Origin of the sequence: Oerskovia enterophila (assembly GCF_001692445.1) — a bacterium.
Classification (GTDB): domain Bacteria; phylum Actinomycetota; class Actinomycetes; order Actinomycetales; family Cellulomonadaceae; genus Oerskovia; species Oerskovia enterophila.
Genome location: NZ_MAQA01000062.1, coordinates 1 through 24,496, shown reverse-complemented (window position 1 = coordinate 24,496; position 24,496 = coordinate 1). Strand labels below are relative to the sequence as shown.

19 protein-coding genes, 1 pseudogene and 1 riboswitch are annotated in these 24,496 nt (G+C 71.7%); of the genes and pseudogenes, 11 read left to right on the top strand and 9 right to left on the bottom strand.

Annotation, left to right across the window (positions count from 1 at the left end; genetic code table 11):
* Window positions 1-192: 192 nt before the first annotated feature.
* Window positions 193-1,623 (bottom strand): MFS transporter, encoded by a 1,431-nt coding sequence (locus OERS_RS18070; RefSeq protein WP_068627467.1) that lies wholly within the window; start codon window positions 1,621-1,623, stop codon window positions 193-195.
* A gap of 288 nt (window positions 1,624-1,911) precedes the next feature.
* Here OERS_RS18070 and OERS_RS18065 point away from each other — a divergent pair, with 288 nt between their 5' ends.
* The 4 genes from OERS_RS18065 to OERS_RS18055 are packed head-to-tail and all read left to right on the top strand — an operon-like array spanning window position 1,912 to window position 4,927.
* Window positions 1,912-2,124 (top strand): heavy-metal-associated domain-containing protein, encoded by a 213-nt coding sequence (locus OERS_RS18065; protein ID WP_068627466.1) that lies wholly within the window; start codon window positions 1,912-1,914, stop codon window positions 2,122-2,124.
* A complete protein-coding gene (locus OERS_RS21295; protein WP_211268515.1) occupies window positions 2,121-2,288 on the top strand; it encodes a hypothetical protein in 168 nt (55 codons plus the stop codon). Before OERS_RS18065 ends, OERS_RS21295 begins: the two co-directional genes overlap by 4 nt.
* Before the next feature lie 48 nt (window positions 2,289-2,336).
* On the top strand, window positions 2,337-4,607 hold the full coding sequence (locus OERS_RS18060) for a heavy metal translocating P-type ATPase (protein WP_068627465.1): 2,271 nt from the start codon (window positions 2,337-2,339) through the stop codon (window positions 4,605-4,607).
* Between the two features lie 47 nt (window positions 4,608-4,654).
* Window positions 4,655-4,927 carry a YHS domain-containing protein gene (locus tag OERS_RS18055; RefSeq protein WP_068627464.1) on the top strand — a complete coding sequence of 91 codons (273 nt, stop codon included), beginning with the start codon at window positions 4,655-4,657 and terminating at the stop codon, window positions 4,925-4,927.
* Window positions 4,928-5,043: 116 nt separating this feature from the next.
* Here OERS_RS18055 and OERS_RS18050 read toward each other — a convergent pair whose 3' ends face one another.
* Window positions 5,044-5,313, bottom strand: a complete 270-nt coding sequence (locus OERS_RS18050; protein WP_056648328.1) for a GlsB/YeaQ/YmgE family stress response membrane protein — start codon at window positions 5,311-5,313, stop codon at window positions 5,044-5,046.
* A gap of 232 nt (window positions 5,314-5,545) precedes the next feature.
* Here OERS_RS18050 and OERS_RS18045 point away from each other — a divergent pair, with 232 nt between their 5' ends.
* On the top strand, window positions 5,546-5,794 hold the full coding sequence (locus OERS_RS18045; RefSeq protein WP_068627463.1) for a DUF2630 family protein: 249 nt from the start codon (window positions 5,546-5,548) through the stop codon (window positions 5,792-5,794).
* A 108-nt stretch (window positions 5,795-5,902) separates the two neighbouring features.
* Complete coding sequence (locus OERS_RS18040; protein WP_056648334.1) at window positions 5,903-6,112, top strand: hypothetical protein; 210 nt, start codon at window positions 5,903-5,905, stop codon at window positions 6,110-6,112.
* Window positions 6,113-6,246: 134 nt separating this feature from the next.
* Here the strand turns inward: OERS_RS18040 and OERS_RS18035 are convergent, their stop codons facing one another.
* The 4 genes from OERS_RS18035 to OERS_RS22310 form a co-directional block, all read right to left on the bottom strand.
* The gene (locus OERS_RS18035) at window positions 6,247-6,831 is read right to left on the bottom strand and encodes a hypothetical protein (RefSeq protein WP_068627462.1); all 585 of its coding nucleotides are present in this window, start codon (window positions 6,829-6,831) and stop codon (window positions 6,247-6,249) included.
* A 150-nt stretch (window positions 6,832-6,981) separates the two neighbouring features.
* Window positions 6,982-9,348: a 5-methyltetrahydropteroyltriglutamate--homocysteine S-methyltransferase gene (gene metE / locus OERS_RS18030; protein WP_068627461.1), complete on the bottom strand. Its 2,367-nt coding sequence runs from the start codon at window positions 9,346-9,348 to the stop codon at window positions 6,982-6,984.
* Between the two features lie 20 nt (window positions 9,349-9,368).
* Window positions 9,369-10,418 (bottom strand): methylenetetrahydrofolate reductase, encoded by a 1,050-nt coding sequence (locus OERS_RS18025; RefSeq protein WP_056648341.1) that lies wholly within the window; start codon window positions 10,416-10,418, stop codon window positions 9,369-9,371.
* Entirely contained in the window at window positions 10,415-10,540 is a 126-nt protein-coding gene (locus OERS_RS22310; protein WP_255354355.1) for a hypothetical protein, read from the bottom strand. Before OERS_RS22310 ends, OERS_RS18025 begins: the two co-directional genes overlap by 4 nt.
* Window positions 10,541-10,545: 5 nt before the next feature.
* Window positions 10,546-10,648: riboswitch (SAM riboswitch) on the bottom strand.
* Window positions 10,649-10,858: 210 nt separating this feature from the next.
* On the opposite strand from OERS_RS22310, the gene OERS_RS18020 reads away from it, so the two are divergent.
* Window positions 10,859-12,307, top strand: coding sequence for an outer membrane protein assembly factor BamB family protein (locus tag OERS_RS18020; protein WP_068627460.1), 1,449 nt, complete (start codon window positions 10,859-10,861; stop codon window positions 12,305-12,307).
* Between the two features lie 102 nt (window positions 12,308-12,409).
* Here OERS_RS18020 and OERS_RS18015 read toward each other — a convergent pair whose 3' ends face one another.
* From OERS_RS18015 to OERS_RS18005, 3 genes are all read right to left on the bottom strand, one after another.
* Window positions 12,410-15,814, bottom strand: coding sequence for a CARDB domain-containing protein (locus tag OERS_RS18015; protein ID WP_068627459.1), 3,405 nt, complete (start codon window positions 15,812-15,814; stop codon window positions 12,410-12,412).
* A 129-nt stretch (window positions 15,815-15,943) separates the two neighbouring features.
* Window positions 15,944-19,291, bottom strand: coding sequence for a discoidin domain-containing protein (locus OERS_RS18010; RefSeq protein WP_068627458.1), 3,348 nt, complete (start codon window positions 19,289-19,291; stop codon window positions 15,944-15,946).
* A gap of 351 nt (window positions 19,292-19,642) precedes the next feature.
* Window positions 19,643-20,341, bottom strand: a complete 699-nt coding sequence (locus OERS_RS18005) for an aspartate/glutamate racemase family protein (RefSeq protein WP_068627457.1) — start codon at window positions 20,339-20,341, stop codon at window positions 19,643-19,645.
* A gap of 107 nt (window positions 20,342-20,448) precedes the next feature.
* Between OERS_RS18005 and OERS_RS18000 the strand changes: the two genes are divergently transcribed.
* The 4 genes and pseudogenes from OERS_RS18000 to OERS_RS17985 all read left to right on the top strand — a co-directional run.
* Window positions 20,449-21,672 (top strand): NYN domain-containing protein, encoded by a 1,224-nt coding sequence (locus OERS_RS18000; RefSeq protein WP_056648357.1) that lies wholly within the window; start codon window positions 20,449-20,451, stop codon window positions 21,670-21,672.
* Between the two features lie 43 nt (window positions 21,673-21,715).
* A complete protein-coding gene (locus OERS_RS17995) occupies window positions 21,716-23,323 on the top strand; it encodes an outer membrane protein assembly factor BamB family protein (protein ID WP_139107930.1) in 1,608 nt (535 codons plus the stop codon).
* A gap of 162 nt (window positions 23,324-23,485) precedes the next feature.
* Window positions 23,486-24,127 (top strand): lysophospholipid acyltransferase family protein, encoded by a 642-nt coding sequence (locus tag OERS_RS17990; RefSeq protein ID WP_068627455.1) that lies wholly within the window; start codon window positions 23,486-23,488, stop codon window positions 24,125-24,127.
* A 233-nt stretch (window positions 24,128-24,360) separates the two neighbouring features.
* Window positions 24,361-24,496 (top strand): annotated as a pseudogene (locus OERS_RS17985) (superoxide dismutase); the annotation flags it as partial.

Sequence of the window (24,496 nt, the reverse complement as noted above, 5' to 3'; positions counted from 1 at the left end):
CCGCCCGGCCGGGCGGGGTGGCCCGGCCGGGCGGGTTGCTGCGGGCCGCCCGCCCGCTCCCGGACCTGGTGGGCCGGGCGGGCCGCGGCCCGGGGCCACCGGACATCTCTGCCGTGTGGACCCGGACCCCGGCGTCGAGCGGGCTCGGCCGTCGTGCGAGGCGCCCTGCGACCTTCGTCGCGGAGCGAGCGGCTAGCGGCCGATCGTTCCGTCGGACGCGGCGACGGGCACGCGGGGCCTCGACATCGCGACGGCCGTCACGACCGCTCCGACCAGGGCGAGGGCTCCCGCCCCGACGAACGCCGCGGAGTACCCCTGGGTCAGGTCGACCCGTGAGGGGTCGGTACCGGAGACGACGTGGACGACGGCCGTGAGCGCCGCGAGCCCGAGGGCGGAACCGATCTGATAGCTCGTGCTCACGAGGCCCGAAGCGACGCCCGTCTCGGCCGCGGGTGCGGCGTTGATGGCGGTGCCGAGCGAGGGGACGAACGCGAGGGACATGCCGAGCGCTGCCAGGAGCGACGCGGGCAGGACGTCGACCACGTAGCTGCCATCAGGACGGACGAACGAGAGCCACACGAGTCCGGCTGCCAGCAGGAGGAGGCCCGTCACGATGAGCGACCGCGCGCCGAACCTCTGCTGGAGCCGAGGGGCCCAGGCCAGCATGACCAGCACGACGAGACCGGTCATCGGGAGGAGCGCGGCACCCGCCGCGAAGGAGCTCGCACCGAGGACCTGCTGCAGGTAGAGGTTCAGGAAGAACCACATCGAGACCCACGCGGCCCCCAGCAGGAGCTGCGCCCCGTTCGCCGCGCCGAGCTGGGGAGCGCGGAGCAGCCCGAGGCGGAGCAGCGGGTTGCGGCTGCGTGCCTGGATGACGAAGAAGATGCCGAGCAGGCCGATGCCTCCGGCCAGCACGCCGAGGGTGGGTGCGGTGAGCCAGCCGACCTCCGGGGCGTTGACCACGGCGTAGACGACAGCAGCGAGCCCGGCCGTCACGGTGAGCGCCCCGGCGACGTCGATCGAGCCCGAGGGCTTCCGGGGGGTGCGCGGGAGCGTCGTCGCGGTGAACGCGAGCACGAGGACCGCGATCGGCACGGTCACGTAGAAGACCCAGGGCCAGCTCGCGTACTCGGTGAGGACCCCTCCGAGGAAGACCCCGGCGCTGCCTCCGACCGGAGCCGCTGCGCCGTAGACCGCGAAGGCCTTGGGGAGGTCACGGCTCCCGCCGAAGAGCATCATCAGCAGGGTCAGTGCGGCGGGCGCGATCATCGCGGAACCGGCGCCCTGGATCGCGCGGCCCGTGATCTCGAGCCCGATGCTGCTCGCGGCTCCCGCCAGGATCGATCCGACGATCAGCACGACCCAGCCCAGCGCGAAGATCTTCCGGGCACCGAACACGTCGGCGAGGCGGCCGCCCAGCAGGAGCAGGCCGCCGAACGCGACCACGTAGGCGTTGAACACCCACGACAAGGACTCCGGCGTGAACCCGAGATCTCTCTGGATGTCCGGCAGCGCGACGCCGATGATCGACGTGTCCATGATGACGACGAACTGCGCCGTGGCGATCAACGCCAGGCCGAGCCACCGCTTCGTCGGCGACAGGGGTGGATGGGTAGACATGAGCTCTCCTCCTGAGGAACGGCCGGCGGGCCCGGCGTCGCAGAACCTATACCCATAGGGGGTATGGGTGTCAAGGATGGGCGAACATGCTGATGAGCGGCTTCCGGCTCGACGTGGAACTACCCCGTAGGGGTATCTGGCCACTCGCCCTTCGTCGATCGGTGGAGATGTCCCTTCGCCCCGAGGAGCGGAGGGAGGATCGTGCTTGCGCTATACCCCCAAGGGGTATACATTCACGGTCCAGAGGTACCCGGTGGGGGTATCGCTTCACGAGAGGGAGGCCCCGCGATGGCCACGAACGAGTACCAGGTGTCGGGCATGACGTGCGGCCACTGCGAGCTGTCGATCCGCGAGGAGGTCGGACAGGTCGCCGGGGTCGAGGACATCCAGGTGAGCGCGCAGACGGGTCGGCTCGTCGTGACGGGACCCCGGCCCGTCGACGACGCGCGGGTCCTGGCCGCGGTCGAGGAGGCCGGCTACTCGGCCGTGCGTTCGGCATGAGGACCGGCGCGCGACTGACCCTCTACGGGCTCGGGCTCGTCGTGGCCTTCGGCAGCGCGTTCGGCGTCGCCGGCGCCGTCGTGCCGGAGAGTGCCGTGGCCGACTGGACCGGGGGGACCGAGACGGGCCGGCACGACGGCGTCTCGCACCCGCAGGGCCCCTGACCCAAAGGGCCCCGACCCTTTCCCACCAGTCGAGAGAAGGAGCTGCACATGAGCACAACAGCGCCCGCGGGCGTGACCACAGGCGTCGAGCTGGAGATCGGTGGGATGACCTGCGCGTCCTGCGCGATGCGGATCGAGAAGAAGCTGAACACGCTCGACGGCGTGGTCGCGACCGTGAACTACGCGACCGAGAAGGCCCGTGTGACGGTCCCGGACGGGTACGACCCGGCGGTGCTGATCGCCGAGGTCGAGAAGACCGGGTACACCGCCGCCCTGCCCGCGCCCCGAGGCGGGCGCAAGGACGGAGGACCCACAGGAGGAGGTGAGGAGGACGACCCCGAGCTGACCTCGCTGCGCCACCGTCTGATCGGAGCGGTCGTGCTGACCGTGCCGGTCATCGCGATGGCCATGGTCCCGGCCTGGCAGTTCACGTACTGGCAGTGGGCGTCGCTCGCGCTCGCTTCGCCCGTGATCGTGTGGGCGGCCTGGCCGTTCCACAAGGCGGCGTGGGTGAACCTCAAGCACGGCGCCGCGACGATGGACACCCTGATCTCGATGGGCACCTCCGCCGCGTTCCTGTGGTCGGTGTACGCGCTGTTCTTCGGCACCGCGGGCACCCCGGGCATGACGCACCCGTTCGAGCTCTCGCTGGCACCGTCCGACGGTGCGGCGAACATCTACCTCGAGGTGGGGGCCGGGGTCACGATGTTCATCCTCGCCGGCCGGTACTTCGAGAAGCGCTCCAAGAAGCAGGCCGGCGCGGCCCTGCGCGCACTGCTCGAGCTCGGCGCGAAGGAGGTCTCGGTCCTGCGCGGAGAGGTCGAGACCAAGATCCCCGTCGAGGACCTGCAGGTCGGCGACGAGTTCGTCGTCCGCCCGGGCGAGAAGATCGCCACGGACGGCGTCGTGGTGACCGGCACGTCCGCCGTGGACGAGTCCATGCTCACCGGGGAGTCGGTACCGGTCGAGGTCTCCGCGGGAGACACCGTCACCGGCGCCACGACGAACGCGGGCGGTCGGCTCGTGGTCCGTGCGACCCGGATCGGGTCGGACACGCAGCTCGCGCAGATGGCCCGGCTCGTCGAGGACGCCCAGACCGGCAAGGCCGAGGTGCAGCGTCTGGCCGACAGGATCTCCGGCGTGTTCGTCCCGGTCGTGATCGTGGTCGCGGCCCTCACGCTGGGGGGCTGGCTGGGCGCCGGGTTCCCCGTGACCGCGGCGTTCACCGCGGCGGTCGCGGTCCTCGTGATCGCGTGCCCCTGCGCCCTGGGGCTCGCCACACCGACCGCACTCCTGGTCGGCACCGGCCGCGGCGCGCAGATGGGCATCCTCATCAAGGGCCCCGAGGTGCTCGAGTCCACCCGCACGATCGACACCGTCGTGCTGGACAAGACCGGCACGGTCACGACCGGCAGGATGACGCTCGTCGACGTGGTCGTCGAGCCCGGGGTCGATCGTGCCGAGCTGCTCCGGCTCGCCGGCGCGCTCGAGGAGGCGTCCGAGCACCCGATCGCCCAGGCGGTCGCCAAGGGCGCCACCCAGGAGGTCGGTGCCCTGCCGATCCCCGAGGACTTCGCGAACGTCGAGGGCAAGGGCGTGCAGGGCGTCGTCGACGGCCATGCCGTCCTGGTGGGCCGCGAGTCGCTGCTCGCCGAGTGGTCTCAGGAGCTGAGCCACGGTCTGGCCGCCACGAAGGCGCGTGCCGAGGGCGAGGGCAAGACGGTCGTCGCCGTGGGCTGGGACGGCCGCGCGCGCGGCATCCTCGTCGTGGCCGACACGGTGAAGCCGACGAGCGCCGAGGCGATCGCACAGCTCAAGGCGATCGGGCTGACCCCCGTGCTCCTCACCGGTGACAACGAGGCCGTCGCCCGGCAGATCGCCGCGGAGGTGGGCATCGACGAGGTCATCGCCGAGGTCCTGCCGAAGGACAAGGTCGACGTCGTCACCCGGCTCCAGGCCGAGGGGAAGACCGTCGCGATGATCGGCGACGGCGTCAACGACGCCCCCGCCCTCGCCCAGGCCGACCTCGGGCTCGCCATGGGAACCGGTGCCGACGTCGCGATCGAGGCGTCCGACATCACGCTCGTGCGCGGCGACCTGCGGAGCGCGGTCGACGCGATCCGTCTGTCCCGCAGGACGCTCGGGACGATCAAGACCAACCTCTTCTGGGCCTTCGCCTACAACGTCGCGGCCATCCCCGTCGCGGCGCTCGGCATGCTCAACCCCATGCTCGCAGGGGCGGCGATGGCGCTGTCGAGCGTCTTCGTCGTGGGCAACAGCCTGCGCCTGCGCGGGTTCCGGAGCGTCGCCAGACCGTGACGCCCCGACCCTCACACCCACTGGAACCACGAAGGGAATCACCCACGATGACGAACGACCCCCCGGCCACCTCGAGCTGTTGCAGCACCCGCACGGCTGACCCGGACGCGGCGGGCACCGGCTCCGAGACCGCTCCCGGAGCGGCGAGCGACGACATGACGACCTGCCCGGTCATGGTCGGGAGCGCGGTCAGCAAGAAGGCTGCCGAAGCGGCGGGCTTGTATCGCGACCACGAGGGCGAGCGGTACTACTTCTGCTGCGCCGGGTGCGGGCCTGCGTTCGACGCGGACCCCGCCCGGTACGCCGCGGGCGTGGCGTAGCGGCGGACGCACGAAGGGCCCGCCTCCTCAGGACGAGGAGGCGGGCCCTTCGCTCTGCCACCGCGGCCGGACGGGGCGCGACGAGCGCGCGGTGACGGCCTGGGGGAGCGGGTCGGTCAGGCGGTACGACCGTTGCGGCCGCGCACCGCGCCGTAGATGCCCAGCACGATGACCGAGCCGACGATCGCGAGCAGCCACGTCTGGATCGAGAAGAACTCCTCGAGGGGCGCCGAGAACAGGACGCTCCCGAGCCAGCCGCCGAGCAGCGCACCGACGATGCCGAGGAGGATCGTCATGAGGATCGACCCGGTCTGCTTGCCCGGGAGGATGGCGCGAGCGATGAGTCCGGCGAGCAGTCCCAGAACGATGAATGCGATGAAGCCCATGTCATTCTCCTTTTGTCCCGAATGTGCCTTATTGGCCGGTAAGCACCTACCTTGACAGCGTTCCGCGCGGCTCGCACGCCGAATGGCGCAGATCGTCGGACACGTCACGTTCCGGGTGATTCGGGTTGCGACGAGCAGTCGGCGGTGGCACCGCGCGTCCCCGTGCGCGCGGACTGCGCACGGGCGGGCGACCCGTCGGGCGCGCGCCGCGCCCCGGTCGTACCGTGGGGGAATGACCGAGGACCGAGGGATCCGGCAGTACATCGGCGACCTGGTGGCGGAGGAGCGGCGCCTGCGCGACGAGCTCGCCGGCGGGGAGATCACCGCGTCGGAGGAGAACGTGCGGCTCCGCGCGATCGAGACCGAGCTCGACCAGTGCTGGGACCTGCTGAGACAGCGCGACGCCGCGAGGGAGTTCGGGAGTGACCCGGATGCCGCGTCGATCCGGGATGCCGGTACGGTGGAGCACTACCTGGACTGACGGCCGGACGCCTCGCGTGCGTGACGTCGTCGGGCAGACGCCCCCCGCTCGCGCGGGGGAACCCCGCGAGACCCCACCGAACGACACGACCAGTACGGAGCGAAGAGCATGAGCAGCCAGACGACGCAGCGCAACGAGGCCACCGAGCGAGCCGGGGCCGTCGCCCGCTTCCTCGTGGCGTTCATCCTGTTCGTGGGCGGGATGGTCGCCTTCGGGTGGGCCTTCACGGTCGAGTCGGGCCACGCCTGGATCTTCTCCGCGGGCCTCGCGCTGGTCACGCTCGGCTGCTTCATCCCGATGGCCGGCCGGGACCGCTGACGCCGGACGGCACGCACGACGAGGGGCCCAGCACCGCACGGTGCTGGGCCCCTCGTCCGTCCCGGCGGCTTCCGTCCGTCCCGGCGGCTTCCGTCCGCCGCGCGGCCCGGGAACGGGCGGCGCGGGTGCCTACCTCAGGCGATGCGCGGGAGCTGCGCGAGCGCGGCGACGACCTCGATCGCGTCGGCCTTGCCGAGCTGGACCTTCTGCGCCATGAAGGCCTTGGTGGCCACGCTCTCCTCGGGCAGGCTCGAGCCCGCGAAGACCTCCATGAGGGCGCGCGCGTCGGCCTCGGGCAGACGGAAGTTCACGACCTGCGTGAGGTTGCGCAGGATCGCGGTGCGGTCGGTCTCCGAGAACCCGAAGCGCAGCGTGAGGGAGCCCTGCTCGATCCGCGTGTACGCGTAGGTGACGTCGGAGAACGGTCGGGCCGGCCCGTCGCCGATGCGCAGCGTGCGCGACCGGAGGTCCACCGAGAACGGCGTGGCCTGGCGCACCCAGTAGACGAGGAACGGGAGGATGATCGCGAGCACCGCGACGACCGCGATCACGAGGAACAGCCCGAAGTTCTCGTCGTCGCCGAACCGCAGGGACGCGATGAGCGCGAGCAGCGCCACGGCCAGGAACGGGGAGACGGCAGCGGTCAGCCGCATCTTCTTCCGGCCCTCGGCCCAGAGCGGTTGGTCGGTCGTGGTCGGTACGGGTGCGGCGGCGTGCATGGTTCCCCCATCGGGACGAAGAGTCTCGCCCCACGGTGGAGCGAAGTCGTGCGCGCCGATGCTACTGGTGGCGGTGGTCCCCAGGGAATGGGGAGAACTTCCCGGGGAGCGGTGGACCGTGGGCCCGCCGCTCCCCGGGTGTCCCGAGCGTCAGCCGAGCTGGGCGCGCACCGCGTTCGTCGCCGCGACGAGGTTCTCGAGCGAGGCCACGGTCTCCTCGTAGCGACGCGTCTTGAGACCGCAGTCGGGGTTGACCCACACGAGGCGCGAGTCGATCGACTTCACCGCGAGCTCGAGGAGATCGGTGACCTCCTCGGTCGAGGGGACGCGCGGCGAGTGGATGTCGTAGACACCCGGGCCGATCCCGCGGGCGTAGCCGGCCTCGGCCAGCTCGGGCACGATCTCCATGCGCGAGCGCGCGGCCTCGACCGACGTCACGTCGGCGTCGAGCCCGTCGATCGCCCCGATGACCTCGCCGAACTCCGAGTAGCACAGGTGCGTGTGGATCTGCGTCTCGGCCTCGACGCCCGCGGTCGCGAGGCGGAACGAGCTCACCGACCAGTCGAGGTACGCGGCCTGGTCGTCCTTGCGCAGCGGGAGGAGCTCGCGCAGCGCGGGCTCGTCGACCTGGATGATGCCGATGCCGGCCGCCTCGAGGTCCGCGATCTCGTCGCGCAGCGCCAGGCCCACCTGGTTGGCCGTGTCGCCGAGCGGCTGGTCGTCGCGCACGAACGACCACGCGAGGATCGTGACCGGACCGGTCAGCATGCCCTTGACCGGCTTCTCGGTGAGCGAGGCCGTGAACGTCGACCAGTCGACCGTGATGGGGGCGGGACGCGTGACGTCGCCCCACAGGATCGGCGGGCGCACGCAGCGCGAGCCGTAGGACTGGACCCAGCCGTTCGCGGTGACGGCGAACCCGTCGAGGTTCTCCGCGAAGTACTGGACCATGTCGTTGCGCTCGGGCTCGCCGTGCACCAGGACGTCCAGGCCGATCTGCTCCTGGAGCTCGACGACGCGGCGGATCTCGTCCTGCATCGCGGTCGTGTAGTCGACGTCGGACAGCTCGCCCTTGACGTTGAGCGCGCGGGCGCGGCGGATCTCCGGGGTCTGCGGGAACGACCCGATGGTCGTGGTCGGCAGCAGCGGGAGGTTCAGCTTGGCCTGCTGGGCGGCCGCGCGCTCGGCGTAGTCGCCGCGCGAGAAGTCGCCCTCGGTCAGGGCTGCGGCGCGCTCGCGCACCGCAGGCACGACGACGCCGCTCGCCACCGCGCGCGAGGCCACCGCGGCGCGGGACGCCTCGATCTGCTCGGCGACCGCGTCACGCCCCTCGGTCAGTGCCCGGGCGAGGATCGCGACCTCGCCGACCTTCTGGTCCGCGAACGCGAGCCAGTCACGCAGGCGGGCGTCGATCGAGCCGTTCGTCCAGTCCTCGGCTTCGACGTCGTGCGGGACGTGCAGGAGGGAGGTCGAGCTGCCGACCGACACGGCGCCGGCACCCAGCCCGCGCACCGCGTCGAGGACGTCGAGCTTCGCGGTGAGGTCGGCGCGCCAGATGTTGTGGCCGTCGATCACGCCCGCGACGACGGTCTTGTCCGCGAGGCCCGCGACGGGGCCCGCCGGGACGGCGCCCTTGACGAGGTCGAGCGAGATCGCCTCGACGTCGGACGCGGCCAGGAGAGCGAGGCCGTCGAGGCCGTCCTGCCCGGAGCCGACGAGCCCGCCGAACGGTGCCCCCACGAGGATCGCGGGACGCTCGGTACCCACCGCGAGCTCGGTCGCGAGCACCCGGTACGCCTCGGTGATCGCGGCGTGGACCTCGGCGGCCGGCACGTCGATCGAGTCGGACACGAGCGCGGGCTCGTCGAGCTGCACCCACGGTGCACCGGCCGCGGCCAGGGCGCGCAGCAGCTCGACGTACACGGGCAGGACGTCCGCGAGGCGCGAGAGCGGGCTGAAGCCGGGCGCGCTGTCGTCGGCGGCCTTGGACAGCGCGAGGAACGTGACGGGCCCGACGACGACGGGACGGGTCACGACGCCCGCGGCCTTGGCCTCGACGAACTGGCGCACGATGCGGTCGTCCGCGAAGCGGAACGGCGTGGACTCGCTGATCTCGGGGACCAGGTAGTGGTAGTTCGTGTCGAACCACTTGGTCATCTCGAGCGGAGCGTCCTCGCCCGCGCCGCGCGCGACCGTGAAGTAGCCCGCGAGGTCCAGCGCGCCCTTCTCGTCGGTGAGCGACGCGAAGCGCGACGGGACCGCCCCGAGGAGAGCGACGACGTCGAGCACCTGGTCGTAGTAGGAGAACGAGCCGGGCACGGCGCCCGACGAGGCGTCGAGGCCCAGGTCGACGAGACGCTGGGCGGCCGCGACGCGCAGCGCCGAGGCCGTGGCCTCGAGCTCGTCGGCCGTGGTCCTGCCGGCCCAGAAGGACTCGACGGCCTTCTTGAGCTCGCGGCGCGGGCCGATGCGGGGGTAGCCGAGGACGGAACCGGAGGGGAACGTGGGTGCACTCATGGTGAATACCTCTGAACTGGTCAGACCGATGCGCTGCCCAGGGCAGGCTCGGAGGAGGGAAGGGGAGTGCCGGAGACCCACGGCCCGCTGGCCAGGTCGGGGGTGCGGGACGAGACGCCGCTGGCGTCCCCCGCTGCCCCACCGCCGAGGTCGACTCCCTCGAGCAGGTCTAGAGCGGCTTGGTGCTTGTTGAAGGTGTAGATGTGGAGGCCGGGCGCGCCGGCCGCGAGGACCTGGCGAGCGAGCTCGACCGAGTGCCGGATGCCCAGTGCGTGGCGCGCGGCCGGGTCCGGTTCCGCCTCGAGGGCCTCGACGACGCGACGCGGCGCGGGGACCCCCGTGAGCTCCTCGACGCGTGCGAGGCGGGCCGGGTCCGTCATGGGCAGGAGGCCCGCGAGGATCGGGATGGTCACGCCGGCGGCGCGCGCCTCGGCGACGAAGTCGATGTAGGACGACGCCTCGTAGAAGAGCTGCGTGATCGCGAAGTCCGCTCCGGCCTGCTGCTTCTGCCAGAGGCGGCGCACCTCCTGGGTGCGGCTCGTGCCCGCGGCGAGGTTGCCGTCGGGGAACGTCGCGACCGCGATGGTCAGGGGGCGGGCCGCGCCGCGCAGCGCGACGCTCGGGCTCGCGGCGCAGCGCGCTGCCTCGACCTCGCGCAGCAGGGCTACGAGCTCGGTGCTCGACCGCACGCCGTCCTCGGCGGGGCGCCAGTCGGGCTGGTCGCGCGGCGGGTCTCCGCGCAGGGCGAGGAAGCTGCGCACTCCCGCGTCGAGGAAGTCCGTGATGACGTCCTCGACGTCCTCGCGCGAGGCACCCACGCAGGTCAGGTGGGCGATCGGCAGCACGGGCGTGCCGTGCAGGAGCTGGCTGATGACGCGGCGCGAGGTCTCGCGGTCCGTGCCGGCCGCGCCGTAGGTGACCGACACGAAGTCGGGCGAGGTCGCGACGAGCCGGCGCGCGGTCTCCCAGAACTTGGGCGCGGCGTCGGGGCGGCGCGGGGGCATGAGCTCGAACGACACCGTGGGTCGCGGTGCCTCGTGCCCGAAGTGCCCCAGGTCGACGATGCTCATCGGGCGACCGCCGGGAGGGCGAGGGGCGCGCCGGCGGTGACCACGGTGGCCGTGCGCGGGGCGCGGTGGACGGTGCACAGGACCCCGCGGTGCGGGGTTGCGCGGAAAGATGCCTCGGTCATGAATCGCTCCATCGAACCTGGCTGTAGCACCCGTACCCGCGGGAGGCTTCCGTTGGGGGGTTGCTGCGGTGTCAACGAGCCAGGACTCTCGACCGCTCTGGATGGTGTTGACGATCGTAGGGGGAATCCATGATCTGAGCCAGTATCTGCTCGAAGAGTGAGACAGAAGGGTCTGGCGGTGCGGATTCGACCCGTTTCGCGGTTCTCGCGCACTCCCGCGCGGTGCTCCGTCGGTCCCGCGGGCGCTCTCCCAACGTACGCCCGTCGGTCGTCCCGGGGGAGGTCGGGGCGCCCGTCCGTGACCACTAGGCTCCGAGCGTGCCCCGCCGCCGCAGCCAGCAGACCGTCACGTTCGTGCTCGACGACTCTGCGGAGGGGAACGACCTCGACGCGCCGGGCGGGCCGGACCCGGCTGGAGGGCAGGGGGGACCGGCGCGCCGTGGGCGCTCCCCGCAGACCCGACGTCGGCGCGCGGGCCTCGTGCTCGGCGTCGCCGCGGTCGGGGTCGCGCTCGCCGTGGTGCTCGTGGACAGAGCGTCGACGCAGGACGACACGCACGAGGCGATCGAGCGGACCGACGGCGGCGTGCTCGACCTGAGCCACGCGCCACGCGACCTGTGGAGCGTCACGACCGACGGCGGGACGCCCTTCGTCGTCGACGACCTGCTGGTGGTGCCGGGCCGCTCCGGTCTCGCGGGGTTCGACGTCGGGACGGGCACCGAGAGCTGGCGGCTCGACGAGCTCGCGGGGCAGGACTGCAGCGCGAGCACGGAGTCCACGGCCGGCTCGACCGAATCCGCTGTCGGGGACGGGACGGCGAGGTTCGTCGTGTGCCTCGAGACCGCTGCCGACGAGGTGACCGCCCGGCTCGTGAGCCTCGACGGCTCGGTGGTGGCCGACGGCGTGCTCGACCTGGCGGCGGGGACCCCGACCGTCGGGGTCGGTGGCGTGGTGCTCCAGGCGAGCAGGGACGCGGCAGGGGCCGTGGTGCGCGCCACCGACGTGCGGACGGGCGAGGTCGCGTGGGAGCAGCGGCTGACCGTGCGGGAGTCCGGCCTGGAGTGGACGTGCGAGGGATCGGTGGGGGGCGTCCTGCGGACCGAGGTCCGGTCAGGGGTGGTCACGGTGTTCGGCTGCGGGGTCTGGTCGTTCCTGACCGCCGACGGCCTGGTCGTCGACGAGCCCCTGGCTCTGACGACGGTTGCCGCGCTGGGTGACGGGACGTTCCTCCGGTCGTCGGGTACCGCTGTGGCGGGCCCGGCCGACGCCCTGGCGGCAGACGGTACGGTGCGGTGGACGAGCGAGGGACTGCTGCTCGAGGGCGGCGCGCACCACGGGACGACCCAGGACCTGATCCTGCTGGACCAGGGCGACGCGTTGCTCGCGCTGCACCCCGGCGGCGCGACGGCCTGGACCGCACAGGTCGCGGCGCGGCAGGTTCTCGTCCGGACCGCGGACGTCGTGATCGTGCAGACCATCGACCGGGAGACCGTCGCGCTCGACGCCGTGACGGGCGACGAGCGGTGGCGTCGCGTCGTCGGCCCGCTCTCGGACGCTCTGCCGCAGCGCGTCGGTGGCACCGGCGCCGACGGGGCCACGGCGATCCTGGTGGGGCCGGCCGCGTCGGGGGGATACACCGTGGTGGCGCTCGACCAAGCGACGGGCGATGTCCGGTGGACCCAGGAGCACGGCGGGGATCCTGAGGCGTTCCTGGCCGCGGACGGGCGGTTGCGGTTCGACCGGTCGGCGATCACCGGGCTGGGATGAGAGTGCCGGGCCGCCGGGCCCCGCGGTCGACCCGACGAGCTGCGCGACGCCGTCGTGCGGCGCCAGGACCCCCTGGCACCGCACGACGGTCGAGCTCCTCGGTCAGCTCCCCGAGATGACGAACTGCGAGCCGGGCTCCTTGTCGATGTCCCCCTCACCGGAGTTGGTGATGGTGACGCCCGACAGGATCGCGTTGCCGCGCGCCCCGCTCATCGCGAGGATCCCGGACCCGTTCTGCGACCCGTCGATGCGGACGTTCGAGATCCGGACGTCGGGCATGCTCCCGCCACCGTTCTTGAACTGGATCCCGTCGTAGGTCGAGTCGTAGACGTCGGTGTCGCGGATGATCACGCCCGTGATGTCGTGCGTCTGCGGGAACAGCGTGATCGCACCGAACTCCTGGTCCTCGTTCCAGAACGCCCCGCCCGTGCGGTAGAGCCCGTTGTTGGCGATGAGCGTCGTCCCGGAGAACGGCAGCGGGGAGTGGTCGGTCGCCAGCATGATGCCGGGGTAGTTCGCGGTGTCGGAGATCAGGTTGTTCTCGATCGAGTTGTCGTAGCCGCCGTAGATCGCGATGCCGTTGGCGCGCCACGGCAGCTGGACCGTGTTGTTGCGGAACGCGTTGCTGTGGGCGACGTCGACGGTGCGGTCCTTGACGTAGGGGTTGGCCCAGACGGCGAGCGCGTCGTCGCCCGTGGTGCGGAACGTCGAGTTGACGACGAGCGAGTTGCGCGTCCCGTTGCTGAAGTTGATGCCGTCCGCGTAGGTGTTGCGGATGCGCATGCCGGTGAGCTGCAGCCCGTCGGCCGGCCCCCACAGCTCGGGGATGTTGTCGTAGTCGCGACCGACCCACACTCCGACGTTCGCGTGCTCGATCCACACGTTGCTGATCTTCGTGTTCTTGCCGAACCGGCCGTTGAGGCCGACGCCACCCTCCTCCTGGGCGTTGTTGCCGCGGATCCGGCCGGACCCGAAGATCGCGATGTCGGAGATCTGGACGTTGTCGTCGATGTCGAACCCGAAGTTGCCCTCGTGCGGGTGGTTGATGACGCCCGGGGCGAGGTGCGGCTCGAGGAGCGTGTAGAGCTGCGAGTGCCACATGCCGGCGCCGCGGATCGTCACGTCGCTGATGCCCACCTGGTTGTGCATGCCGCGGTTCAGCGGGTCGTCGGTGAGGATCTTCTTCTCCTGGCGCCACTGCCCCGCCGGGATCCACACGCACTCGATCTCGCCGTTCTGGTTCGCGGTGACCGCGGCCTGGATGGCGGCCGTGTCCTCGAGCCCGTCGTTCGGCACGGCGCCGTACTCGGTGATCGACGTGCACTGTGCGGGCTTGGCGGTCGGGGGAGCGACCTGCTCGAGCTCGACGAGGTCGATGACGTAGAACGCCGCGTCGTCCCCGGCGTCGCGCTGGAGCGTGAACACCGTGCCCGCCGGGAAGGACCGGCCGAGCAGCGCGTGGGACTCGTCGAAGAGACGACGCGCGTCACCGCTGGGCGTGTTGCTCAGCGACTCGGGCCCGTCGGAGGTGCCGTAGAGCCAGGAGTGCTTCGACGACAGGGTCAGCTTCTGCACGAACTGGCCGTCCGCGTAGAGGCTGATGGTCTTCTCCTGGCCCCCGCCGCCGGGGGCGTCGGGGATCGAGCTGCGCACGACGATCGAGTTCGTCGCGCTGGTCGAGGTGAGCTGGACGTACTGGCCCGTGCTGGTGAGGCGCACGGACTCACGGCCCGACGACTCCGAGGCGAAGTTCGTGTGCCCGAACGTGCGCAGCGGGTCGGCCTGGAGCAGCGTGCCGGTGTACTGACCCTTCTCCGCCTCGTACGTCGTGTACGGGACGGCCGCGCCGCGGCCCACGGTCACGGTGAGCGTGCCCGTGTTGTTGTTCTCGTTCGTCTCGGCGACGACGCCGGTCGCGTCGGCAGTGGCCGTCACGGTGGCCCCGCCGTTGGTCGCGGTCCACGAGCCGCTCGAGGAGACCGTGACGGTCGCGCCCGCGGCGATGGCCGGCGTCGTGCCGCTGAGCGTGGTCGAGCCGGCGACGACGCGCGTCACCGAACCGGCCGGGACGGGCTGGTTGCCGCGGTTGCGCACCTGCACCGAGAACGTCACGGCCGCACCGACGGCGGGGTTGGCCGGGGTGGACGAGACCGAGACGATCTCGAGGTCCGGCCCGGGCGCCTCGCCCACGACGAGCTTCGTCGGGGACGTGAACGCATTGTCGGTCTCGTCCTTCTCGACCACGGTGTTCGTCGGGTCCACGACCGCACCGATCGTGTACTGGCCCGCGGGACGGGCGCCGATCGCGACCGTGACCTGGGTCGACGCGCCGGGCTGGAGCGCACCGACCGCGGCCGAGCCGACCTTCTGGCCGTTGGCCGTGACGTCCAGCGTGGTCGCCGCCGATGCGCGGTCGCCCGTGTTCCTGACCGTCGCCGTGAGCGCGACGGGGGTTGTCGCGTCGGGCGCGGCCGGTGTCGCGCCGACCGCCGTGACGTTCAGGTTCGGGTTGGCGGCCGGGGTGCCGTAGACCTCGAGCTCGGCGACCTGGCCGTTGCCCGCGCCGGTGTTGGCCGTGAACTGGAGCCGCACGTCGGTGACGCTCCCTGCCACCGTGATGCTGCGGGTGTTCCCGGTCGAGGGCGCGAACGCGTAGGCCGCAGAGGCCTTGAGCTGCTGCCAGGCCCCGGTCCCGGACCGGCCCCACACCGAGAAGGTCTGCGTGCGCGGACCCCAGGCCGCGTCAGGGTTCAGCCTGACGGTCACGGTGCTGACCTCGGTCGGGGAGGCGAGCTGCACGTCGAGCGTCGACGGGTACTGCCCGCCCGCGCCCTCCCAGTAGGTGCTCGGCTGCCCGTCGACGGCGTTGCCCGCCGCGAACTGCCACTCGGTCGAGGAGGCGACGGCCGGCCGGCTCTTGGCATGGTTGGTCCCGGTCGGGTCCGTGGGGGTCTCCGTGGGCTCGGGCGTCGGCTCGCCCGACCCGTCGGACGTGCCCCAGACCTGGAGCTCGGCGACCTGCGCGTTCGCCGCCCCCGTGTTGCCCGTGAAGGCGAGGCGGACGTCCGCGACCTCGGCCGAGACCGGGATCGCGACGCTGTTGCCCGTCGCCGGGTCGAACGCGTAGGCCGCCGAGGCCTTGAGGGTCGTGAAGGTCGTCGCGCCCTCGGCGCGGCCGAGCAGCGAGAAGGTCTGGGTCCGTGAGGACCAGGCGGAGGGCGGCGGCAGCTTGACCACGACGCGGTCGAGGTCGGCGTCCTTGCCGAGGCTGACGGTCAGGTGCGAGGGGTACTGCCCGCCCGCGCCCTCCCAGTAGGTGCTGGTGCTGTCGTCGTTCGCGTTCGAGGCCGCATAGCTCTGCGTGACCGACGAGGCCGCGACGGGCTTGCCGACGGCCAGGTTGGTCGGTGCGGGGGGCGCGGCCTGTGCCACGGCCGCCGCGCCGAGCGGTACGACGAGCGCGATCGCGGCGCTCACCACGACCAGGTGCTTCAACGGTGTTCTCATGATCGTCCTTGATCTCCCGCCCAGGGCGGGTCGGTCTTCCGGGTGCGGGGTGGTCGGGGACGACCACCCCGGGGGCCCGACGACGGGCGGCCGGAGAGTGGCCGGCCGCCCGCCGTCGGGGATCGGCCGCTACGGGTTGCGGACGATCGTGAACGTCGAGGTCGTGTTCTTGATGTCCTGGACGTTGTTGCTCATCTGCAGGTTGTTGAACGTGACCGAGCCGACCGCCGGGCCCTGGCCGGCCTCGGCCGCCTCGTTGACCCAGATGCCGAAGCCGGACTTGGCGTCGAACTGGTCGCCGCTCTTGCGGGCACCGGTGATCGAGACGTTCGAGAGGACCGTGTCCTGGAACGGGTTCTGCGGGGTGGACCCCACGTAGTTCGTCTGGAACATGATCCCGGCGTAGGTCGGGTCGACGATGTCGAGGTCGTTGACCCGGATCGCGCTGAACTTCTTCGACGCCGAGAACAGCCAGACCGCCGGGAACGTCTGGGAGCCCCAGAAGTGCCCGCCCGACCGCACCACGGTGATGCCGTCGAACGTCGTCGGCAGGGGGCCGAACCCTTCCATCGGGTAGCCGAAGTCGAGCGAGCTGATCGTCACGCCCGAGTAGACGAGGGTGTCCGCGATGTAGAAGTTGCGGAACGTGTTGTCCTGCCCCCCGTAGACCGCGAGGCCGGCCGCACGCCAGGTGAGCGTCGACGTGAGGTTCTCGAACACGTTGCCCTGCTGTCCGCTGCCTCCCGAGTCGGTCGCCGCGAAGAGCGCGAACGAGTCGTCCCCGGTGCCTCGGGCCGAGCTGTTGTGCACGTGGTTGTTCGCGCTGCCGTTGGTCATGTTGAGCGCGTCCGCGAACGTGTTGCGGATGCGGGAGTTCTTGATCTCCGAGTCGTCCATGTTGGACGCCCAGAACATGCAGATCATGTGCTCGACCCAGATGTTGTCGATCGTCATGTCCTTGACGTTCGCGAAGTCGAAGACCTTGCCCGGCCCGTCGATGCGTGACGTGTAGTTCCCGAAGTAGGCGAAGTCGCGGAACGCCGAGCCGTTGGCCGTGCCCTCGGCCCGGAAGCCGATGTCGGTGTTCTCCTGGGACGCCGGGGCGAAGAAGCGCGTGAACCAGGGGCCCGCGCCCACGACGTCGACGGCCTTGCCGTAGACCTGGAACTTGCTCGCGGTCTGGTAGTCGCCGGCCGGGAGGTAGACGCCCTTGAGGGTGCCGGTCGTGTCCATGCGGACCTTGTCGAGGGCGTTCTGGACCGCCTGGTGCGTGAAGCCCGCGGGCTGGACGTACGCGACGGGGTTCGGGTTGGGCTGCGCCGTCGCGAGCTCGAGGTCGACGAAGTCGATCGCGTAGCGGGAGGTGTTGCTCGCGGACTTCTGGAGCCTGATCTTCGCGCCGGCCGGGACGGTGGTCCCGAGCAGGACGCTGGTCTCGTCGTAGATGTGACGGGGGCCGCCGGCTCCGGGCTGGTTGCCGGGGTTGGTCTCGTTGCCGTAGAGCCACGCGTACCGCGACGTGAGGTCGAGGGTCTTGAGGAGCTGACCGTCGACGTAGACGTCGAGCGTCGCGTCGGTCCCGCCGCCGCCCGTCGAGTCGGGGATCGAGAACCGGGTCACGAGCGTGTTGGTCGGAGCCTTGGTGGTCCACTCGACGTAGGCGCCCGTCGTGTTCAGGGTGACCGCCCTGCGGCCCGACGCCTCGCCGGCGATGTCACCGACGGTCCGGTTGGGCCCGACGACCTGTGCGCCCCCGCCCACGACGCCGTCCTCCGCCTCGTAGGTGTCGTAGGGCATGTTCGCGCCACGCCCGACGAAGAGCGACCGCGTCGCGGTGTTGTTGGCCTGCTTGGCCGCGACCTCGTGGGCGTCCGCCGCGACGACCACGGTCGCGTCGTAGCTGCCGTCGCCCGCGACCCAGGTGCCCAGGTTCACGCCCGTGCTGGTCGCGCCGACCGCGACGGACCCGGAGACGCTCCCCGTGAGCGTCTTGACCGTGGCGCCCGTCGCCGTGTCCCTGAGCGTGACGGTCACGCCGTGGCTGCCGGCGGCCGAGGCGATGTTGCCCTGGTTGGCGAGGGTCGCCGTGAACGTGACGGTGCTGCCGGCCGCGGGGTTGCTGGGGTTCCAGGTCAGGGTGGGGATCAGGTCGGAGCTCGGCACGGCCGTGACGACCAGCCGGGTCGGGTGCGTGTAGGCGTTGTTGGACTCGTCCTGCTCGACCACGGTCTTCGCCGCGTCGACGGCGGCCCCGATCGCGTAGGAGCCCGCCGTCCGGCTGCCGATGCTCGCGGTGACGACGGACTGCGCGCCGGCGGCGAGCGCCCCGACGGGCTTGGTCGCCACGGTCTGCCCGTCGAGCGTGAAGGCCACGTCGGTCGCGGCCGACGCCTTGGTCCCGATGTTCTTGACCGTCGCCGTCAGGGTGATGACGTCCGACTCGAGCGGGGACACCGGGGTCGCCGTGACCCCTGTGACGGTGAGGTCGGGGTTGGACGCCGGGGTGCCGTAGACCTGCAGCTCGGCGACCTGGCCGTTGCCCGAACCGGTGTTGCCCGTGAAGCGCAGCCGGACGTCGGCCGCGGTGCCGCTCACGGGGACGGACACCGAGTTGCCGGTCGAGGGATCGAACCGGTAGGCGGCCGAGGCCTTGAGCGTGGTCCACGCCCCGCCGGTCTGGGACCGGCCCTGGATCTCGAAGGTCTGGGTGCGGGCCGACCAGGCGGCTGCCGGAGGCACCTTCACGACGACGTCGCTGAGCGCCGCGTCGGACCCCAGCCCCACGGTGAGGGTGCTCGGGTACTGCCCGCCCGCCCCCTCCCAGTAGGTCGCCGGGTTCCCGTCGGTGGCGTTCGACGCCACGAAGGTCCACTCGGTCGAGGAGCCCTCGACGGGCTTGCCCTGGGCGAGGTCGGTGCCGGTCGGCGGGGTGCCCGGGCCGCCGGGGTCGGTGCCCCCGCCGGTCCCGGCCGTCCCGCGGACCTCGAGCTCCGAGAGCTGCCCGGCCGGCCAGCCGGTGTTGGCCGAGACGCTCGCACGGACGTACCGCGCGGACGTGTCGGGCACGTCGACCGTCACGGTGTTCCCCGAGGCGGGGTCGAACGTGTACGCGGCGCTCGCCTTGAGGGTGCTGTACGACGAGCCGTCGGTGCTGGACTGGAGCGTGATGGTCTGGGTCCGTGCTCCCCAGCCGGCCGGGAGCTTGAGCACCAGGTCCTCGACGGTGGCCGCCGACCCGAGGTCGACCTGCGCCCACTGGGGGAACGCGCCGTTCGAGGACTCCCAGTAGGTGCCCTGGTTGCCGTCGGTGAGGTTGCCCGCCAGGTAGGGCGAGCTGTTGCTGCTCGCCGCGGCAGGCTTGCCCGCCGAGAGGACGACGGGAGCCGCGGCGGCCGACGTCGCCAGGGCGAACGGTAGGAGCAGGGTGGCGCTGGTGGCTGCTGCGAGCAGCCGGAGTGACGTGCGTGGACTTCTCATCGGTAGGTCCTCGATCTCCCGTCAACGGTGACGGTGGTAGGGCGAGCCCCGTGCCAGACCGGCCTCGCTCCATCGCTGAGGCCCTGAAGGCGCAGGCGTGGCCCGGGGATCCCGGGCTGCTCGACTGGCTGATCCTTCGAGAGTTGCAGCCATCTGCTCCACTTCGAGCAGACAACTGTTCAGTTCTTGCATCAACTCAGCAAGAACGCTACTGAGGGGTGGGTGAAACGTCAACAAGTGTCGGAAAACTGGCGCAGAGGGAGTTCATGTCCCAACATGTCCCCCGCGCGCCGGCGCGGGCGGGGGCGCGGCCGCGCCCGCGCTGGCCGAGAAGGGGGGAAGTCGGTGCGCTCAGGCGACGGGGGCGAGGGCCTCGCGGACCGCGGCCTCGGCGTGCAGGCGCGTGGTCGGGAAGGTCGGGAGCGCACTGTCCGCAGGCCGGACGAGCAGCTCGATCTCGGTGCACCCGAGGATCACACCCTCGGCCCCGCGCGAGGCGAGCTCGTCGATGATGCGACGGAAGGCGTCGCGCGACGCGTCGCGCACCTCGCCGAGCACGAGCTCCTGGTAGATCACGCGGTCGACCGTCGACCGGTCGTCGGCGCCGGGGACCAGGACCTGGAGGCCGTGGCCCGCGAGCCGGTCGCGGTAGAAGGCCTCCTCCATGGTGAAGCGCGTCCCGAGGAGGGCGACCGTCCTGAGCCCCGCAGCGAGCACGGCCTGAGCCGTCACGTCGGCGAGGTGGAGCAGCGGGATGCCGACCGCGCGCTCGATCGCGTCGGCGACCTTGTGCATGGTGTTGGTGCACAGGACGAGGAGCTCGGCACCTGCGCGCTCCAGCGCCACGGCCTCGGCGGCGAGCAGCGCGCCCGCGGCCTCCCAGTCGCCCGTCGACTGCATCTCCTCGACCCCGGCGAAGTCGACCGACCCCAGCACGCAGCGCGCCGAGTGCAGCCCGCCGAGGCGATCCTTCACGCCCTCGTTGATGACGGCGTAGTAGAGGGCAGAGCTCTCCCAGCTCATGCCACCCAGCAGCCCGATCTTGCGCACCGACCGATGCTAGCGCGGCGCTCGCGGCCGGACGAGGCCCCGCGCTCCGCCACCCGGCCGCCCCGGCGGATGGGCGTTCGCCCCGCCCGGGCCATACCCTGGCGGACATGGACACCGAAGAACGTCTGGCCGTCTTCCTCGACTACGACAACCTCGCGCTGGGTGCGCGCGACCATCTGGGCGGGATGACCTTCGACTTCAAGCCGATCGCCGACGCGCTCGCCGCGCGCGGTCGGGTCGTGGTCCGCCGCGCCTATGCCGACTGGTCCTACTTCGACGAGGACCGACGCTCCCTGACCCGCCACCAGGTCGAGCTCATCGAGATGCCCCAGCGCATGGGGGCCTCGCGCAAGAACGCCGCCGACATCAAGATGGTCGTCGACGCGATCGAGATGGCGTTCGAGCGCGAGTACATCTCGACGTTCGTCATGTGCACAGGGGACAGCGACTTCTCGCCCCTCGTGCACAAGCTGCGCGAGCTCAACAAGCGCGTGATCGGGATCGGCGTCGAGAACTCGACGTCCAAGCTGCTGCCGCCTGCGTGCGACGAGTTCCTCTTCTACGACCGCCTCGAGGGGGTCGAGATCCCCGACGAGCCCGTCGAGCGCAAGCGGTCCTCGAACAGCTCGAACCGCAGCACGGCGCGCAAGTCCTCGGGAAGGTCGTCGGGTTCGTCGAGCTCCTCGAGCAAGGCCTCGGCCGCTCCCTCGGGCGGGTCCGCGACGCCGCCCGCATCGGCCACGGAGACGGCCACCGAGCCTGTACCTTCGCTGCCCGAGCCCACGCCCGTCCCGCTGGACGTCGAGGCCGAGCTCGAGTCCGCCGTCGGGCACGGCGCGTCGTCCGCGTCCGAGGACGAGGACCTCGCGGTCCTCGTCGCGCAGACCCTCGCGGACCTGTCGAGCTCGTCGAGCGGGGCCGTCGTGGCCTCGACGCTCAAGCGCACCCTGCTGCGCAAGGACCCCACGTTCAGCGAGGCCGACTACGGCTTCCGCAACTTCGGGGAGTTCCTGCGCTACCTCGAGGAGCGCGGAGTGGTGCAGCTCAGCGCGGGCCCCGCGACGGGAGACCCCGAGGTCTCGCTGCCCGAGCGCGGGCACGCGGGCGACGACTTCGCGCTGCTGCGCACGGTCGTGGGGGAGCAGGGCGACTCGGCGCCGCTGTCGGGCCTCAAGAACCAGCTCCGCAAGAAGCGTCCGGACTTCAGCGAGAAGGCGCTCGGCTACCGCAGCTTCCTCCAGTTCTGCAAGGCCGCGCAGACCGCGGGCGCGATCGAGCTGCGCTGGGACGACGACGCCGACGACTACCTGGTCACCGTCGCGTCGCGCTGAGCGGACCCGTCACGAGGGCACGCCCGGGAGCTAGGCTCCGGGCGTGCCCTTTCGACGCCGAGAGCAACCTCGCCCGATCACCTTCGAGGTGGTCGACGACCTGGACGACGGTGACGACCTCTTCGCGCCGCGGCCCGGGGGGTGGGGCGCGCCCGGTGGCGTGCCAGGTGTCCACGGCACGCCCCTGCCCGACGGCGCCGCGCGCCCGGGCGCGGACGTCGCCGCGGGTTCGCCGGGCGAGGGAGGTGAGACCGGCGCCGTGTCGGACCCGTCGGGGTCCGACGGGTCCGCCCATGAGGACGCGCCGGCCGACCTGCGGGCCAGGAAGCGCCGACGCGTGCTGCTCGCTGGGGTCGCGGCCGCGCTCGTCCTGGTGCTCGGCGGCCTGACCTTCGTGGACGTGGTGCGTGCCCGGCAGGCCGAGGCGCTGCTGCGGGCGGTGCCCGGTGGCGTCGTCGGGCTCGAGCGACCACCGCGCGAGCTGTGGACCGTCGACGTCGGTGAGGCCTGGCCGCTCGCGGCGGGCGAGCTCTTCGTCGTCGCCGCCGAGGGCGCGCTCGTCGCGTACGACCGCGCGACGGGCGCAGAGGCGTGGCGGCGCGACGGCCTGGGGTCCGTGCAGTGCGGCGCCTCCGGTGGTCCGTCGGCCGACGCCCTCGACGCGCGGTCGGTCACGTGCCTGGGCTGGGCCGAGGCAGAGGAGGCCGCCCCGGCCTTCACGCTCCCCCCGAGCACGGTCACGGTCCTCGGGCTGGACGGGAGGACCATGGCCGAGCGTGCTCTGGACCCCGCCCGAGGAAACGCCACGGTGCTCTCGACCGGTGACCTGGCGCGGGTGGTACGGGACGGACGTGACGTCGTCGTGCTCGTCGAGGACGCCCGCACGGGCGAGGTGCGCTGGACGCAGACCGTGCCCACGCGCACGTCCGACGAGGGCGACAGCTCGTGCATGGCCTACCAGGAGGGCAGCCCGTCGGCCGACGGCTGGGACGTGGTGCAGCTCTACGAGACGGGCGGAGTCCTCATGCTCCTCGGGTGCGACGTGAACGCCAGCCTGTCGAGCGACGGGACGGTCCTCTCCACGGAGCTGACCCGCGTGCAGCAGATCCGTGACGGTCGACTCGTCCGGGCCGGGATGACCGACTCCGAGCTCCTGGACACCGACGGGACGGTGCTCTGGAGCGTCCAGGGCGAGCTCATGGAGTCCCTCGCGACGGACGGCACGGGACCGCCCTTGCTGTTCTCGAGGAGAGGGCCCGGGGTCGTGGCGCTCGACGAGGCGGGTGACGAGCTGTGGGCCTTCTCGGGCTACGCCACCCAGGTTCTCCTCGTCACTCGCGATCTGACCGTCATCTCGTCCTACCCGGGGGCGGTGGCCGTGGACTCGGCCACGGGCGAGGAGGTGTGGGCGTGGAAGGACCCCGCGGTCGGAAGGACGAACGGCCAGGTCGCGGCGGCCTTCGCGAGCCGCGGCGGGCTGACGATCGCCTACAGCGAGGACAACGGCGCGCAGTCCCGCTGGGTGTCGATCGACGTGGCCGACGGGAGCACGCGATGGGAGGAGCAGGTGGCCGTCGACGCGTGGAGCCTCTTCGCGGTCGGTGGCGGCGTGTTCGGCACGAGGAACGGGACGGTCGTCGCGTTCGGTTGACGAGACCCTGAGCAGTCGCGGGCTGCGCGCCGTACCAGGCGCCGTGAACATCTGTGCAATCGCGGGCGTTCTCCCCGGTGGTCCGCCGCGCGACCACCGCGCACCACGCCCGGGCGGGCGGTCGTCGTCGGGCAGCCCTGCACGTCGGTGCACAATGTACGGATGACTTACCGGGTGCTGAAGCTGATCCTGTCGCTCCTGGCCTACGCGTTCCTGAGGCCACGCGTGACCGGTCTGAACAACATCCCCCGGCGCGGACCCGTGATCCTCGCGAGCAACCACCTCTCGTTCGTGGACTCGCTGCTCATCCCGATCGTCGCCCCGCGCCACGTCACGTTCCTCGCCAAGGCCGAGTACTTCACGGGCACCGGGCTCAAGGGGCGCGTCTCGCGCTGGTTCTTCACGACCCTCGGCCACATCCCCGTGCAGCGCGACGACCCGCGCGCCGGGCAGCGCTCGCTCGAGGACGCGCTCGAGGTGCTCAACAACGGCGGGGCCTTCGGGATCTACCCCGAGGGCACGCGCTCGCGCGACGGCAAGCTCCACAAGGGGCACACCGGTGTCGCCTGGCTCGCGCTCGCGGGCCACGCGCCGATCGTCCCCGTCGCGATCAAGGGCACCGACAAGGTCCAGCCCGTCGGCGCGCGCCTCCCGCGCATCCACCGCGTGACGGTCGAGTTCGGCAAGCCCATCGAGCCCGTTCGCCAGATCACCTCGGGCAAGCCCGCGCAGGCGCGGCGCGAGCTCACCGACCAGGTCATGGAGTCGATCCACGCGATGAGCGGCCAGCAGCGCGCGAGCTGAGTCTCGCCACCTGTCTCGCCACCTGACGTACCGCGGTCTGCCACCGGGACACGCCCGTTCCTGAGAAGGACGTGCAGGTCGCGCCCGGTCATGATGTGCTCGGGGCAGGGCCACGTGCCCCAGGGATCGTGCCGAGCGGGTCCGTCCGCCGCGGCCGCGACCCGGGGCGTCCGACTTGACCTCAACCCTGGTTGAGGTCCTAGCGTGGCCGACACCGAACGAGAGGACTCACCATGGCTGTCTACACCCTTCCCGAGCTGTCGTACGACTACGGCGCACTCGAGCCCCACATCTCCGGCCGCATCATGGAGCTGCACCACTCCAAGCACCACCAGGCCTACGTGACCGGCGCCAACACCGCGCTCGACA

Bases quoted from the DNA above. Each gene is read 5' to 3' on its own strand.
- OERS_RS18025 (WP_056648341.1), bottom strand. From the start codon at position 10,418: ATGAGCATCGTCGACCTGGGGCACTTCGGGCACGAGGCACCGCGACCC.
- OERS_RS18050 (WP_056648328.1), bottom strand. From the start codon at position 5,313: ATGGGCTTCATCGCATTCATCGTTCTGGGACTGCTCGCCGGACTCATC.
- OERS_RS18045 (WP_068627463.1), top strand. From the start codon at position 5,546: ATGACCGAGGACCGAGGGATCCGGCAGTACATCGGCGACCTGGTGGCG.
- OERS_RS18060 (WP_068627465.1), top strand. From the start codon at position 2,337: ATGAGCACAACAGCGCCCGCGGGCGTGACCACAGGCGTCGAGCTGGAG.
- metE (WP_068627461.1), bottom strand. From the start codon at position 9,348: ATGAGTGCACCCACGTTCCCCTCCGGTTCCGTCCTCGGCTACCCCCGC.
- OERS_RS18065 (WP_068627466.1), top strand. From the start codon at position 1,912: ATGGCCACGAACGAGTACCAGGTGTCGGGCATGACGTGCGGCCACTGC.
- OERS_RS18070 (WP_068627467.1), bottom strand. From the start codon at position 1,623: ATGTCTACCCATCCACCCCTGTCGCCGACGAAGCGGTGGCTCGGCCTG.
- OERS_RS17990 (WP_068627455.1), top strand. From the start codon at position 23,486: ATGACTTACCGGGTGCTGAAGCTGATCCTGTCGCTCCTGGCCTACGCG.
- OERS_RS18000 (WP_056648357.1), top strand. From the start codon at position 20,449: ATGGACACCGAAGAACGTCTGGCCGTCTTCCTCGACTACGACAACCTC.
- OERS_RS21295 (WP_211268515.1), top strand. From the start codon at position 2,121: ATGAGGACCGGCGCGCGACTGACCCTCTACGGGCTCGGGCTCGTCGTG.
- OERS_RS18040 (WP_056648334.1), top strand. From the start codon at position 5,903: ATGAGCAGCCAGACGACGCAGCGCAACGAGGCCACCGAGCGAGCCGGG.
- OERS_RS18055 (WP_068627464.1), top strand. From the start codon at position 4,655: ATGACGAACGACCCCCCGGCCACCTCGAGCTGTTGCAGCACCCGCACG.
- OERS_RS22310 (WP_255354355.1), bottom strand. From the start codon at position 10,540: ATGACCGAGGCATCTTTCCGCGCAACCCCGCACCGCGGGGTCCTGTGC.
- OERS_RS18035 (WP_068627462.1), bottom strand. From the start codon at position 6,831: ATGCACGCCGCCGCACCCGTACCGACCACGACCGACCAACCGCTCTGG.
- OERS_RS18010 (WP_068627458.1), bottom strand. From the start codon at position 19,291: ATGAGAAGTCCACGCACGTCACTCCGGCTGCTCGCAGCAGCCACCAGC.
- OERS_RS18015 (WP_068627459.1), bottom strand. From the start codon at position 15,814: ATGAGAACACCGTTGAAGCACCTGGTCGTGGTGAGCGCCGCGATCGCG.